Consider the following 14,799-nt stretch of genomic DNA (forward strand, 5'->3'; position numbering starts at 1 on the left):
AAAAAATTCCTACATCATCAGTAATACTTTTCTGCTACAATTAATTTACAGTAAATTCAAACTATTCAACGGGGGATGAGGAAATGGGAGAAATTCAAGCGAGGATATTAGTACCTGAGGCGGTTACAGCACTTGATCAAGCTGTCGAACAAAGCTTAGGAAAAGACAAGGCGACGTTTACATTACGAGACCGCCAAACCGGTGAAATTTTATATAGCTATCGCGGTGAGCATTTAATGCGTCCGGCATCAAACATGAAAATTATTTCAGGTGCAGTCGCATTAGAGGAGCTTGGGTTAGACTACCGTTTTCAAACGGAAGTTTATGTAGACGGGGATATCGAAGCGGGGATACTAAACGGCAATGTATATATAAAAGGCTACGGAGACCCAACGATTAATAAAGAAACACTCGAGCAGTTTGCAGACATCTTATTACAACAAGGCATTGAGCATATAACCGGCCAAATAATCGGCGATGACACGTATTTTACAGGTGATACCCTGCCACCGGGCGTGGACGAGGAAGGGGAAACGCATTATTACGGGGCGCGCATTTCACCGATTACGATGTCACCAACTGATGATTTTGATGCGAGTACGATTCTCGTAACCGCACAGGCTCAAGCGATTGGAGAGCCCCCAACATTCGAAGTGATTCCACATTTAAGTGGTCATACGATTACAAATGAAGCGGTAACCGTAGCAAGTGAAGCCGAAAACACGCTCGAAGTGATTCGTCTAACTAACACGAATCAAATCGTCATTACAGGTGAACTACCAGCCGGCGAAAGCGCAAAAGTATGGGTGTCGCTACAAAACCCAACGCTGAACACACTCGGATTTTTTAAAGTGCTCTGTGAAGAAAAGGCGATTTTGTTTACACATAGTGAGCCGGTGACAGCTGGGGTTGTGCCTTTAAAGGCCAAGCTCCTTTATACACATCAATCCCGTACAGTGGGAGAACTGTTTTCGATTTTCATGAAGCTCAGCAACAATAGCATTGCTGATATTTTCGTGAAAACGCTTGGGAAATTAAAACACGGTGTTGGCGATTATGAAGCGGGGTTACGTGTTGTACAGGACTATTTAGTAAGAAAAAATATTGATTGTGCTACGTGGCAATTTGTTGATGGCTCGGGGCTGTCGCACGGAATCCGTCTGCATGCAAATGGCATTTCACAGCTATTATTCGAGCTACAAAAAGAGCCATATTTTGATGTGTTCTTTGAATCCTTACCAGTTGGTGGCAATAACAATCGTTTAATCGGCGGTACGTTAAAGGAACGCTTTTTAGAGCCGGAATACTTGGAGAAAATCTTCGCCAAAACAGGCTATATTCATGAGGTTAACTGCTTATCGGGCTACGTCACTGGGATGAGTGGGAAGGATTATATTTTTTCGGTTATGTTAGAAGGTCGTGAAGACGGAATACCGTATATAGATGAGGGCTTAAAGGCAGCTATAAGTGCAATATAGTATTTCAATCTAAGTATTCTGAAACTTAATTCATTATCCATCCGTATACAAAAGTAGGAGGTGTATGATGAATAAACGAATTGAAGTCATTGATGCGTTAAGAGGTTTTTCGTTACTAGGCATACTGATTGCCAATATGCTGTATTTTCAATATGGCGTTAATACGGAAGATGGGATTGAGCCATCAACCTGGTGGGATCAAGCAGCATACTATTTTACGAAAATTTTCGTAGAGGCATCAGTTTATCCGATTTTTGGTTTTTTATTTGGTTATGGAGTTATTTTGTTTGTGCGCTCTTTTGAAAAGCGTGAACTAAGTGCGAAGGGTCCGCTTTGGCGCCGTGCGATTGGGCTCATTGTGTTAGGTGCGGTACATATCACACTTGTATGGGACGGCGATATTTTACTTACATATGGCGCAGCACTGTTGTTTATACTAGTATTTTTCTTAAAGCGTCGCGTCAAAACATGGGTTGTATGGTCAATTATTTTGGCCGTACTGATGGTGCCATTTTTATTTATGAAAACGACATTTTTAGATTTACTTGCTAAGGAAAATGAAAAAGCGGCGGTTATTTTATCAAATGGTAGTTATTTAGAAGTCGTGCAACACCGCATTGGGATTACGGATGACGAATTTGGAGTTATTTTTTGGCTCATCGGACTTGTTATTGCGTTTTTATTTCTTGGAATTATAGCCTTTTTTGCGGTCGGTAGCTTCATTTTACTTGGGATGGCGGCAGCAAAGGTTGATTTGTTTAAAGATATCGAGCAAAAACAGCAGCTCGTAAAACGCTTGGCCTTACTTGTGCCAGTTGGTTTACTATGTAAAGCATTTTTATTGTGGGATCATTTTGTCGGCACGATTATTTATGGACTCGGTACGTATGTGCTTTCAATTGGCTACATCGCGCTCTTTACATTGATTTTTATGAAGGTAAAAGACAGCAAGCTGATGGACGGCTTTGCGAGTGTCGGGCGTTTGTCATTATCGAATTATTTACTGCAGTCGATCATTTGTACGACGATTTTTTACGGCTACGGCTTTGGCTACTTCGGCGAGCTTGGTGTGGCACTCGGACTTTTACTAGCGCTTGTCATTTATAGTGTGCAAGTTGTCAGCTCGCGATTATACCGTCAGCGTTTTTCGATGGGTCCAGCCGAGTGGTTGCTACGTAAGTTTGTTTATCTAGGGAAATAACGGTGTGAATGAAAAGGTATGTTTAATTTTATGGTCTCTTAGGAGTATAACTATTTAAACAATTAACGAAATCCCCTAAGAAATATTCATATTTTTTAGGGGATTTTGACTACTCATCGCTTTTCTTTGAAGGGAGGGTACGACACTATGGAAATTCGCCTTACAGATTATAGTGTAGATTGGTCTCAAATGTTTAAAATTGAGGCAGAGTTTCTTAAAACAATATTTGGCGACGAAATAATCAAATGCGAGCATTTTGGAAGTACGTCAGTTTATGGAATGAAAGCAAAACCTGTAATCGATATGATGTGTATCGTTAAGAACATTGAGAAAGTTGATTTATTCAATAACCACATGGATTCTCTTGGTTATGATGTTGTTGGGGAATGGGGTATTACAGGTAGAAGGCTATTTAGAAAAGGTGGAGAGAACAGAACCCACCATATCCATTTTTATCAACATGATAATCCTGAAATTCAACGCCATTTGATCTTTCGAGATTATCTGAGATCTCACCCCCAAGAAGTAACCAATTATAGTCGCTTTAAAGAAGAGTTGGCTCAACGCTACGATAATACAAGCCAATACAGTCCAGCAAAAAAGAAATTTGTAAGTGACATGGAGCAAAAAGCTCTCAGTTGGTTTCAAGAAAGGTAGAGGAAAGTAGATCCCTATGGAAAAATGTATTAAAATGAGCGTAATATTTACTACAACAATCAGTTTAAAGACGCTTTGGGGCAATACGGAAAGGTTTTCTGTAGAAATTCTATAAAAGACTATAAAAAAGAGGCATCCTAATGAAAGGATGCCTCTTTTAGCTACACTGTAAAAATTAAAGTTTTACGATGTTTGTAGCTTGTGGTCCACGTTGGCCGTCTTCGATACCGAATTCAACTTTTTGACCTTCGTCTAAAGATTTGAAACCGTCACCTTGGATAGCTGAGAAGTGAGCGAATACATCCGCGCCGCCTTCAACTTCGATGAAACCGAAACCTTTTTCTGCGTTAAACCATTTTACTGTACCTTGTGTCATTTAAATGACCTCCATTAATCGTATTTAATAAGATCATCCTATTTCTTCTAAAAGAAAAAAATTCACATATTACAAAAAGTACTAAATAAAACACGAATACTCTTTGGAATAGGTGAATTTATAGTGTTCTTGTAAACATCTTATTAACCTTAGTATACATGAAAGAAATCCGTTTGTCTATAGCTGAGATTACATTTAATTTCCTTTAGCAAAATTGTTCAACGATTCCTTCGCTTTTTACACTAAACTAGTAGGTAACTTTATGATTTTTGAAACTATTCCCAAGTGCTCAGGGTCTAATGATTTAAGGAGGAGAGCTGCGATGGATTCACAAACATTTGAACAGGTTGTTCATACATACGGCGATTACCTAGTGCGGCTTTGCTATACCTATACAAAGGATTGGCAAATGGCGGAGGATTTAACGCAGGAAACCTTTTTGCGCTTTTATGCCTCGGATTACCGGGCAGATGCGGATGTGAAGACGTATTTGTATCGCATTGCAGTCAATCGCTGCAAAAGTTATTTAGTGAGCTGGCGTTATCGGCAAACGCAGCTACTGCAGTTAAGTCAGCGCCTCGTTGTGAAGGATCAGGTTGCCCAGCAGGTAGAGCAAAATGAATTAGCTTCTCGGTTATATGAAAAAATCACCGAGCTGCCCGTAAAATATCGCGAGGTCGTTGTGTTTTATCATTATTTTGAATTTACAACCGCGCAAATAGCGGCTGTGTTAAAGCTACCGGAAAGTACCATAAAAACAAGGCTAAGGCGCGCGAGGCAACAGCTTGGTATCACACTGCAGAAGGGGGCGCTGTTAGATGGATCCAATTAAACAGGCGTTAACAGAGGAACTGGAACAAAAAACACTATCCCTGCACAAAAAGCAGGCGATTTTACAACATCAACAACCACAGCGAAAGTTATGGCTACCAAAAATTGTAGCGGTATGTATCGCGGCAATTGCCCTATTTTTACTCGTCACAATCTCAGAACAAAAGCCAGAACCATTAACGGCAACAGGTCCTTTAGGTTCTGTAGACACTGGGGTAGTGGAGTATTTCAACAAACATGCAACGCGCGAGGCATCAGACCTTTATAATGGTGACGCGTATTTACTGCGTCTTGCATTAGAAAACAATAGCCAGATGTTTTATGAGGACTCCCAGCTTTCGCTAAAGAATCGCTTCTTAGTCAGCGAGCTTTTACATTATATCCAAGAGGCGAGCTGGCAGGGGGACGTGCAATTTTCCTTACAGCCGGTTACATCCATTGAAGAGCTTGTCATACTGGCCCCCAAAATCATTTCCGAGTTAAAACCACAAGTTAACTTTTCTTATATGACGGTCGCAGATGAAAAAAAGCATCAGTGGAAATTTTACAGCTACGATACAAAGGCTTGGGTAGGTTATGTGGTCGTTTTAGCTTTGTTGCTAATGGCCATTGTAAAGTTAGGGCGCGATAGGCACTGGATTATTCTGTCGTGCTGCGTGTTTCTCGCTGTTGTTGCCGCTTATCAGCCATTCGATAAGCCTTATAAGGATACAGCAGCCTATGACGAGCAACTCTTAATAGAAGTAGTTTCAAATCAATTAGCAGAAATGGACGTTAAAGCAACCGGTGAGCCCGTGCTTCAATACGCCGCTACGATTCATACGACGCGCGCGGCACTCGTTGCGTTCGATGATTTCAAAGTACTGGCGACGTTTACTTACAAAAACGGACATTATGTAAAACACATGATGACGTGGCATACAGAGGAATTATTCCGTGAAACGGCGTTTGATACTAAGGTGAATTCGCCTCAGCAAACGTTAGTATTTGGCTTTGCAGACGGGCATAACGTGGCGACATTGCGTTTAGCAGACGAGGCTCGTTACAAACAAGAAATTGCCATCACTCAAAATGAGCCAACAATTATTTTCTATAAAAAACCACAAGACTTGTCCGGTTTTGGAGTTTTATATTTGGATGAACAAGGGCAGCAGGTGCAATGAGTAAAACGAGCCAATCTTTCAGCGATTGGCTCGTTTCATTTTGCTAACAATCTCCGCTCAATCATTTCCACCATCTTATACATCAGCGTAGCTAGAACCAAAATCATCACTAACGCTAAAAACACGAGCGTAAAATTAAACACCTGAAAACCTGAAATAATTAAATACCCCAAGCCTTTTGAGGATACTAAAAACTCCCCAACAATAACCCCAACCCACGACAATCCTACATTGACCTTCAATGTTGAAACAATCGTCGGCATCGAAGCCGGTAACACCACATGCCGAAACGTTTCGTATTTTGTCGCATGGAATAACTGCATGACCTTCAGATAATTTTCATTGACCTGCAAAAAGGCCGAGAAAATGACAATGGTTGAAATAATAACCGAAATTAGCACACCCATTACGAGCACTGCGAGCATATTTGGACCAAAAATTACCAAAATAATCGGACCAATCGCCACTTTCGGCATCGCATTTAACACAACTAAATACGGATCCAGTACCTCGGCAGCAGTTTTCGATGCCCATAAAAAGATTGCAAGGAGCGTACCAAACAGTGTGCCGAGTAAAAACCCAACGACCGTTTCAAATAAGGTGATCCCAACATGCGGTAAGAGGGAGCCGTCAACAAGCTTCTTTAAAAAAAGCGAGGCCACCGCCCCAGGACTACTAAAAATGAGCGGATCTACTAAACGGAACTGTGTGGCGAGTTGCCAAGCTAACAATAAACTGACCAGTAATACGAGCTGAAGCAGGATTACTTTCCGCTTATGACGACGGCGAGCGTGCCTGAATTGCTTTTGCAGTAAATCAATGTTCATCACGCTCCAGCTCCTTCCAAATCGTTTGAAATAATGATTGAAACAGCGGGTCATTCCGCGCATCTAGTGGCGGTAATTTGCGAATCGCTTCAGGGACGACAAAGCACTGTGTAATCGTGCCAGGGCGTGGGGAAAAAATGAAAATTTTATCGCTCATCGCAATCGCTTCGCTAATATCATGGGTGACTAAAATTGTCGTCGTTTTAAAGTGCTGTAAGGTTTTGGCAACAAAATTTTCGAGCATTAATTTTGAACGAAAATCTAAGGCGGAAAACGGTTCATCCAGCAAGAGCAGGGAAGGGTTTACCACCAAGGTGCGGGCGAGCGCGATTCGCTGACGCATGCCACCAGACAGCTGTGTAGGATAGAGCTTTTTTGTGTGACTGAGTTCAAAGCTTTCAAGGAGCTGATCGACAACTGAAGAAGGTGACCGTTTTAAAATCGTGAGCCCAAGTGCGACATTTTCTTCGATCGTTTTCCACGGAAACAAAAAATCCTGTTGAAGCATATAGCCGATTTCGGGTGAACCTTGTGAAAATCGAAGCTCGCCCTCTGTAGGGGTTAGCAGCCCAGCAATGATGGAAAGTAATGTCGATTTGCCGCAGCCACTCGGACCTAAAAAGGCTACGAATTCGCCTTCCTCAAGCGTAAAGTGAATATCACGAAGGGCAGTGGTCACATCTTTTTCAGTGAAAAAATGATGCGATATATTGTGTACATGTAAAAAGGTCATTTACTCCACAACCGCATCGGCAAGCGAGCGGTTCACAAGATCACTGTACGTTACGCTGTGGTCAAGCGTGCCAGCCTCACTCATCACATCGAGTAAATTTTGAAATTCATCTTCATCGATGATTGGATTTTCAGCATAGGATTTCTGTGCGCGATAGCGTTCGACTACCTGCTCAATTAAGGCAAGGTCGGTATCTTCAAAATAAGGGGCAATCGCTTCTGCAACATCTTTTGCTGAAGCTTCGTACACCCACTTTTGTGCTTCATATATCGCTTTTGTAAAGCTTGTGATGAACGCATCATCAACGATCGTACTTTCCTTTGTCATAAACGCGGTATATGGAATGGCACCAAGCTCCTCACCGAAGGAAGCGACAATTTTCCCAATGCCTTGCTGTTCGAAAATACTAGCAGTTGGTTCAAAGAGCTGTACATAATCTCCCGTACCCGAAGCAAAGGCATTGGCAATATTAGCAAAATCGATATTTTGAATAAGTGTCAGATCTTGCTGTGGGTTGATGCCATTTTTCTTCAATACAAACTCCCCAGCCATTTGTGGCATCCCGCCAACCCGTTGCCCTAAAAATGTACTGCCTTTTAAATTATCCCACGTAAAATTATCTACCTGCTCACGCGCAACTAAAAACGTGCCATCAGTTTGTGTCAGCTGGGCAAAGTTAATAATCGGGTCATTTGGTTGCTGTCCGGCTACATAAACCGACGTTTCGGCGCCGATTAACGCTACATCGATCCCATCAGAAAGCAGCGCGGTCATCGTTTTATCGCCGCCAGGAATGGTTGTGAGTTCAATTGAGAGGCCTTGCTTTTCAAAATACCCTTGTTCAATGGCAGCATAAAGAGGGGCATAAAAAATGGAGCGTGTGACTTCGCCGACTTTTACGTTTTGTGTTTCCTTGTCACCGCAACCAACTAAAACTAATAACAGTGCGCTAAAAAATAATAGGCGCAGCTTGTTCATGTCGCCATCCTTTTCTTATTAAAGTTGTACGTAGCATATGCAACGCGCCGGCGTTTCGTGCAAAGGGGGAATGCAACTTTTCGCCGAAAATCGTTGGTTCATGGTACGATAAAGGGAATAACTGTTTTAAAGTAGGTGATATGTATGTTTTTGGAGAATATAAAGGGTCAGCTCGCCAAGCCACAGCCGTTATTTTTAGGGGAAGAAACAGCATTTCGTTCAGCGGTACTCATTCCGCTTGTTCAAAAAAATGGAGAATGGCATGTGTTGTTTGAGGTCCGCGCGTTTACGATGCGTAAACAGCCAGGGGATATTAGCTTTCCGGGGGGCAAAATCGATCCAACCGATGCCACACCACTAGCGGCTGCACTACGCGAAACACATGAGGAGCTTGGGATTGACCCGGCGGCGATTCAAATTTTAGGGCATTTAAGTCCATTTGTGGCATCGCCAACCTTTGTTGTCTATCCATTTATTGGTGTGTTAGAAGCAGAAGAACTCGATTTCAACCGCGATGAAGTGGAAGAACTGTTTACCGTCCCACTAAATTGGCTTATGACGCATGAACCCTATGTACACTATGTACCGGTGGAGTTAAATCCGCCAACTGATTTCCCATACGATAAAATCGCAAACGGTCAAAACTATCAGTGGCGTTCAAGCCTGATGGAAGAATGGTTTTATGAATACGGAAACTATACGATTTGGGGATTAACGGCGAGATTATTGAAACACTTTATTGAAAAAATAAAATAGCGAAAAGGAATGCACAAGTCAAAGGTGCATTCCTTTTTTCTTTGAAAAATATGCTCTAAAATAAGGTTAAATGGGGAAAAGACGTGATGTTTTCGTGTAGTGATCGATAACTTCGCAGGAAATGGGATGGTCTAAGTAGATGTCGGTAACGAATAGTTCATCGGTAGATAAGTGCTGGGCCACTTGAACGTTAAGTGCTTTGATTGTACAGTCATGAATGAATTGAAGAAAGGTTTCGTTGTCGGTGCGGTAGTGCAAACGGTGGTTTTCTTTTGTAGTGATGATAACTTGATAGCGCGGCATGTAATTCCCCCTTGTGTGTAATTATTATAGAACTGAACACGATAAATGTAAAAATATAGTCAGAAAATTTCTTTTTAACCCGTTAAAAAGGATTAAAAACGGCCATTCCATTGTACTCTGGAATGGCCGTTTGATTATTGCGTTTTAAACACACTAACCTCTGTTAATAATTCGTCAACAATGGCTTCTAATGCTTCTGCTGTTGCAGAAATTTCTTCGATTGAACATAGTTGCGCTTCTGTAGATGTGGCCACAGATTGCAACAGCTCTTGTGATTTGGCAGAGATTTCTTCTACAACTTGAATATCGCCAACAACAAAGTCACTATCGCGTGCGATTAAATGCGCGCGGTCTTGAATGTCGACAAGCTGCTCCGTTAAGTTTTGGATAAATTGTTTCACTTGTAAGAAGTTCGTTTCGGTTTGTGCAAACATTTCTAAGCCTTTTGAAACCTCGTCTAAGCTATCGTGCATTGATTCTACTGATTTTGAAGATTCACGTTGAATGGCCGTAATGATTTCTTTTACTTGGATCGAAGAATTATTCGTTTGCTCAGCAAGCTTACGAACCTCTTCGGCTACGACTGCGAAGCCCTTACCATGTTCACCCGCACGTGCTGCCTCAATCGATGCATTCAGTGCAAGTAAGTTTGTTTGGTCGGCAATGGATGTAATGACGTTAACGATTTCGTTAATTTCATTCGCATACGTATTGACTGTGCCAATATCAGCAGATAGGCGGTTAAATGTGCCTTCGATTGCAGACATTTGCTGCTGTGTGGAAACGACGATATCATGTCCAACTTCCGCAGCGCTTACGGCATGTTGTGCGCTCGCTGTTACCTGTACCGTATTATCCGAAATTAAATGGATGTTGTTTGATACTTTTTGTAAGGATTTAAAGCTCTTCGATAATTTAACAGATTGCTGTTCGAAGCCGTCTTGTACATCATTCATCGCTATCGCAATTTGTTCAGATGCATTGCGATTTTCACCTAAAGTTGCTGATAATTCCTCAGATGATGCAGAAATAACTGATGACTGCTCATGGATTTGTTTAATAATCGATGAAAGCATACCACCCATTTTGTTGAATGCACGGCTTAGGACACCGATTTCATCTCGTTTATTGATTGATACCGTCGTACGTAAATCCCCAGAGCTCATGACAACAGCTGCGTCCGAGATTTGTTTTAACGGCTTTGTAATCGAACGAATAATTATGATTAAGAAGACACCTAATATTAATAGGGAAGCAATGACAACATATAGTGTTGTTTTTAAGATTGGAGCCGTTGCCTGTGAAATTTCACTTTTAAACATCGTGCCGCCAATTTGCCAGCCAGTTAACTCGTTTGTAGCGACGTACATTTTTTTGTCAGAGCCCTCAAATACATATTCAAATGAACCTTTTTCATTTTCAAGCATTTGTTTTGCCCATGGTTCCTCAGATACATCAGCGCCACCATCTAATGTAGGGTGAGCGATGATCGTTTGGTTAGATGACATTAAAAACGGATAGCCCTGCTCGCCAACTTGAATGTCGTTGACAATAGTAAATAGCGCGTCCATGCCTAAGTTAATCGCAAAAACACCGCTGCCATCGTCTAGCTGCTTCGAAATCGTTACCACCCAATCACCTGTAGATGCAGCTTGGTGAGGAGTTGCAATGACGTATTGCCCCGGATTCGCTTCTGCGTTTTGATACCATGCACGCGTACGAGGGTCGAATTCTGTGTTGTTCATCAGACCTAAGTCAGGGTGTTGAATCATATCCCCGTTCTTTGTCCCAACAAACGAAGAAACAATGCCTTCGCTCGTTTCAAAATATTGCTCAAGCTTTGTTAACATTGAGCTCCAGTTACCGTTTGTGTTCCAATCCGATTGATTGAAAACACTCGCAAAGTATTCCACGTCGTTCACAATAGGTGACACATGCTTGTTAATGAACATATCAACAGAGGATACACTTTGCATTTCGCTCGAATTAATTTTCGCTTCAATTTCATTTTTTGCTGAAGAATAGGAAGTGAAGGCGATTAATAACGTAGGAATAAGTAGTGCAATTAAAAATGCGAAGCCCAATTTATAGTTAATTGAGACTTTGAGCGCTCTTTTCTGTTTCTCCATGCAGATATTCCCTCCAAATTTAAATTAGTCTGTCTAGTTCTTTTTATTTATATCCAATTCCATTATAAAAGAATGTAAGATATTAGGCGAAGCAAATTTTGAAGGAATGACTAGTTTTTTGGCAAATTATAAAAGTTTGTGACAATTACGTAAATATGTGAGGGAAGTCCTTTACAACTAAAATAGATTTTTGTGGAGAAGCTCCTCGTTATGATAAATTTCTAGGTTTTTCTACAAAAATCACCTATGATGAATGTGAGAAATGTAGATGGAGGACTGTTATGAAAGGGAAAAAAGGATTGTATGTAGCGGTGGGCGGCGTAATTATTGTTGCAGCGGCTTTAGATATTGCATTTAAAGGCTTAGGCTATCAGTTATTACAAAAACTATTTTAAAATAAAACCCCTGTGCATCGGTTCAGCCGTGTGCTACAGGGGTTTTGTTATTTAATGATATAACTTAAATTGGCGTATTCTTGTCCCTCGGAAGTAAGAGTTAACACACTGGTTGATGTGCTCTTAATCTGTTCGTTGCCCGCGTTGACATCTTGAATTTTTAATGAAAAGTCACTGTCATTGCTCCAGCAACGTCAGCCGCATTACTTGCCTGAGATTCTGTGCCGCTCGCAATTTCTGCAACCGTTGTCGATACTTGTTCGGTCCCCAATTTCACCTCTGTTGAAGAGTGTGTTAATTCTTCACTATGCGCGATATAAGGGGATGTGAGGGTGGATTAGCTAGTTGATTCTCACTTTTTAAGTATTGAAAGTATGGAGAGGGTCTATTTACTCATTTTTTAAATTTTATAGAAATTACTATTTTTTTAACCTAATTTTAACCTTTGTTGGTTATATTCTAATTAAGGTTATTCAAGCGGCAGAGTTGATCTCGCCAGCTGAATATACTTTAGGTTTCTCCACTTTTTTACCCTTTCATTTAACGCAATCTGTCAGTGAAAGGGTCTTTTTTAAGCGAATTTCTATTTTCCCATAAATTTCTCCTTATTTTGTCCGTTGCGTTAGTGCAACGGATTTTTTTGTGGTCTGGTATGTGCACGAACTAGAGGGTGTAAATCCAGTTGGACAAAAGAAGCTATTCCCGGAAAGGGAGGAGATATTGAATCAAATCTTGGTATGGCAAAATATAATTCAAACAATAAAGCGAAAGGCTATCTAAAGGGGGACTGATAGGAGGATGATGAGACAAGGGAATGAGCTATTTTTCATCAAGAGCTTCTTCTTTCGATTTCATATTCAAATCTGATAAAACGCAAATAAAAAAAGTAATTAGGTTAACAGGCAGCACAAACAAAAAGAATCCAAATCCAAAAAAGATCCCATTTCCATTTCCTGAATCTGTAACCGTCATTATTAAGAAGAAGATATTGAAAAAACCAAATGTAAATCCGATTATTTTTGTATAAAACATTGTTTCAGTTTTTTTGATAAACCCACGTATAATCAATATTATTGCTACCAATAAAGGGGATAGCAAAAATAGAACAAATAACATATCCATTAAAATTTTCAATTTTACCTCCACTTACTTTTAAGAAATTAATTTGTTTCTTAATTAATCTTAAATCGCTTTAGGTGTTTTGTACATTTTTTTAGTTTTCACCGCTTCCGTCACTAGCAAAAAACCAACGGACCGTTAAATCAAGCGTTACTATAGAAAAAGTAAAAAGCCGCTCCTTATTAAGAAGCGACTTAGATATTAAAGCTGATATAGCTTTGTATATTTTTCTTGTAGGTAATTTGTTAAATATGCTGCACTTAGCGCCTCACCTGTACCTTCTACAATTAGCTCGTTTGGCTTTTTCAGTGCACCATATTGATGAACTTTTTCGGTTAGCCAGTTTTTAATCGGTGCTAATTGGCCGCGACCAAGGAGTTCGTCGAAGTTCGGAATGTCTTTATCCATCTCGTGCTTCCACTGCGCCGCGTACATGAAGCCTAGCGCATAGCTAGGGAAGTAACCAAAGCTGCCGTCACTCCAGTGCATATCTTGTAGCACACCTTCTGCATCATTTGCAGGGCGAATGCCTAAATATTCCTCGTATTTATCGTCCCAAACGCGTGGTAAATCTGTTGCTTGTAGATCCCCATTGAAAATCTCACGTTCAATTTCATAGCGAATCATTATATGAAGCGGGTAAGTGAGTTCGTCTGCTTCAATTCGAATAAATGAAGGCGCAGAGAAGTTAATGGCCTTTAAGAAGTCATCTACAGCTACATCGCCGAACTGTGCAGGGGAGTGCTTTTGTAAAATAGCGAAATTATGTTTCCAGAAGTTTTCGTTACGTCCGACAATGTTTTCGTAGAATAATGACTGCGACTCATGAATCCCCATTGAAGCACCTGTAGAAAGCGGTAGACCATTCAGCTTCGGGTCAATGTTTTGTTCGTATAAAGCATGGCCACATTCGTGGATTGTGCCAAATACTGCAGAACGGAAGTCTGCTTCATCATATTTTGTCGTTACACGAATGTCCCCGCTATTTAAGCCGATCATAAATGGATGCACGGTTTCATCCAAGCGTCCCGCATCGAAATCATAGCCAAGTTGCGTTAAGAGCTCTAGTGAAGCCGCATGTTGACCAGCTTTCGGGAAGTGTTTAAATAGAACCGAAGTATCCGGTTTGTTTGGTGATGCCTCAATGGCTTTCACCAATGGAACAATCGTCGCTTTAAGTTCGCCAAATAGCTGATCGAGCAGATCTGTCGTCATATCGGGCTCGTATTTATCAAGCAAAGTATTGTAGGCCGAGCCGTTTTTAATGCCCCAATAGCCAACAAAGCGCTTTTGATAATCAATGACTTCCTGTAGATAAGGTAAGAAAATAGAGAAATCCGACTTCGCTTTAGCCTCTTCCCAAGCCGCTTCTGACTTGGCTTTCAAAATGGTATAAGCCTTAAATTCATCAGCCGGAATTTTTTTCGACTCATCATAGCCTTTTTTCACTTCTTCATATAAACGACGCGTCACAAAATCTAATTCTTCATTTTCTAGCTGCGTTAGTAACTGTCCAAGTGCATCACTTGTTTGCAGTGCAAATAACTCAGCAGACAATGTTCCAATTACTTCAGCGCGCTGCGGTAAACCCTTTTTCGGAGCCCCTGTACGCATATCCCAAAAAATCACCGACAGCGCCTCAGAGTAGTTTTGCATTTTTTTCACATAATCAATAAATGTTTCTTTCAAAATGAATCACTCCTTTTCTAATTAAATTATATAACGCGAATAATCAAAAAAGGCATAGAAAAATAGATATACACTTTGGCTATAGAAAATAGTTATGAAAAAATGAAAAACTATTTAAATAAGTAGAAACTAGTAGCAAAAAAAAATAATGAAAAAAGTTTTTA

The 14,799-nt window shown here is 40.7% G+C and carries 14 protein-coding genes; 6 read left to right on the forward strand and 8 right to left on the reverse strand.

Annotation, left to right across the window (positions count from 1 at the left end):
* Window positions 1-83 precede the first annotated feature (83 nt).
* From dacB to NSQ62_RS00890, 3 genes are all read left to right on the forward strand, one after another.
* Window positions 84-1,478 carry a D-alanyl-D-alanine carboxypeptidase/D-alanyl-D-alanine-endopeptidase gene (gene dacB, locus NSQ62_RS00880; protein WP_341322072.1) on the forward strand — a complete coding sequence of 465 codons (1,395 nt, stop codon included), beginning with the start codon at window positions 84-86 and terminating at the stop codon, window positions 1,476-1,478.
* A gap of 64 nt (window positions 1,479-1,542) precedes the next feature.
* A complete protein-coding gene (locus NSQ62_RS00885; RefSeq protein ID WP_341322073.1) occupies window positions 1,543-2,679 on the forward strand; it encodes a DUF418 domain-containing protein in 1,137 nt (378 codons plus the stop codon).
* A gap of 147 nt (window positions 2,680-2,826) precedes the next feature.
* Complete coding sequence (locus tag NSQ62_RS00890; RefSeq protein ID WP_341322074.1) at window positions 2,827-3,336, forward strand: GrpB family protein; 510 nt, start codon at window positions 2,827-2,829, stop codon at window positions 3,334-3,336.
* Between the two features lie 175 nt (window positions 3,337-3,511).
* Here NSQ62_RS00890 and NSQ62_RS00895 read toward each other — a convergent pair whose 3' ends face one another.
* Window positions 3,512-3,712, reverse strand: coding sequence for a cold-shock protein (locus NSQ62_RS00895; protein ID WP_341322075.1), 201 nt, complete (start codon window positions 3,710-3,712; stop codon window positions 3,512-3,514).
* 322 nt (window positions 3,713-4,034) lie between these two features.
* Between NSQ62_RS00895 and NSQ62_RS00900 the strand changes: the two genes are divergently transcribed.
* Window positions 4,035-4,544 carry a sigma-70 family RNA polymerase sigma factor gene (locus NSQ62_RS00900; protein WP_341322076.1) on the forward strand — a complete coding sequence of 170 codons (510 nt, stop codon included), beginning with the start codon at window positions 4,035-4,037 and terminating at the stop codon, window positions 4,542-4,544.
* On the forward strand, window positions 4,531-5,706 hold the full coding sequence (locus NSQ62_RS00905) for a hypothetical protein (RefSeq protein WP_341322077.1): 1,176 nt from the start codon (window positions 4,531-4,533) through the stop codon (window positions 5,704-5,706). Before NSQ62_RS00900 ends, NSQ62_RS00905 begins: the two co-directional genes overlap by 14 nt.
* A 35-nt stretch (window positions 5,707-5,741) precedes the next feature.
* On the opposite strand, the gene NSQ62_RS00910 is transcribed toward NSQ62_RS00905, so the two are convergent.
* From NSQ62_RS00910 to NSQ62_RS00920, 3 genes are read right to left on the reverse strand one after another with little or no spacing between them, the layout of a single operon-like run.
* Complete coding sequence (locus NSQ62_RS00910) at window positions 5,742-6,533, reverse strand: ABC transporter permease (protein ID WP_341323861.1); 792 nt, start codon at window positions 6,531-6,533, stop codon at window positions 5,742-5,744.
* On the reverse strand, window positions 6,523-7,266 hold the full coding sequence (locus tag NSQ62_RS00915; RefSeq protein WP_341322078.1) for an ABC transporter ATP-binding protein: 744 nt from the start codon (window positions 7,264-7,266) through the stop codon (window positions 6,523-6,525). The genes NSQ62_RS00910 and NSQ62_RS00915 overlap by 11 nt, the downstream gene beginning before the upstream one ends.
* Window positions 7,267-8,244: an ABC transporter substrate-binding protein gene (locus tag NSQ62_RS00920; protein ID WP_341322079.1), complete on the reverse strand. Its 978-nt coding sequence runs from the start codon at window positions 8,242-8,244 to the stop codon at window positions 7,267-7,269.
* A 144-nt stretch (window positions 8,245-8,388) separates the two neighbouring features.
* On the opposite strand from NSQ62_RS00920, the gene NSQ62_RS00925 reads away from it, so the two are divergent.
* Window positions 8,389-9,000, forward strand: a complete 612-nt coding sequence (locus tag NSQ62_RS00925; protein WP_341322080.1) for a CoA pyrophosphatase — start codon at window positions 8,389-8,391, stop codon at window positions 8,998-9,000.
* Window positions 9,001-9,066: 66 nt separating this feature from the next.
* Here NSQ62_RS00925 and NSQ62_RS00930 read toward each other — a convergent pair whose 3' ends face one another.
* From NSQ62_RS00930 to NSQ62_RS00945, 4 genes are all read right to left on the reverse strand, one after another.
* Window positions 9,067-9,303, reverse strand: coding sequence for a hypothetical protein (locus NSQ62_RS00930; RefSeq protein WP_341322081.1), 237 nt, complete (start codon window positions 9,301-9,303; stop codon window positions 9,067-9,069).
* Window positions 9,304-9,437: 134 nt separating this feature from the next.
* Window positions 9,438-11,432: a methyl-accepting chemotaxis protein gene (locus NSQ62_RS00935; protein ID WP_341322082.1), complete on the reverse strand. Its 1,995-nt coding sequence runs from the start codon at window positions 11,430-11,432 to the stop codon at window positions 9,438-9,440.
* 1,214 nt (window positions 11,433-12,646) lie between these two features.
* Complete coding sequence (locus NSQ62_RS00940) at window positions 12,647-12,961, reverse strand: hypothetical protein (protein ID WP_341322083.1); 315 nt, start codon at window positions 12,959-12,961, stop codon at window positions 12,647-12,649.
* 186 nt (window positions 12,962-13,147) lie between these two features.
* Window positions 13,148-14,635, reverse strand: a complete 1,488-nt coding sequence (locus tag NSQ62_RS00945; protein ID WP_341322084.1) for a carboxypeptidase M32 — start codon at window positions 14,633-14,635, stop codon at window positions 13,148-13,150.
* Window positions 14,636-14,799 lie beyond the last annotated feature (164 nt).

The organism is Solibacillus sp. FSL H8-0523 (genome assembly GCF_038051985.1).
Taxonomy (GTDB): Bacteria; Bacillota; Bacilli; order Bacillales_A; family Planococcaceae; genus Solibacillus.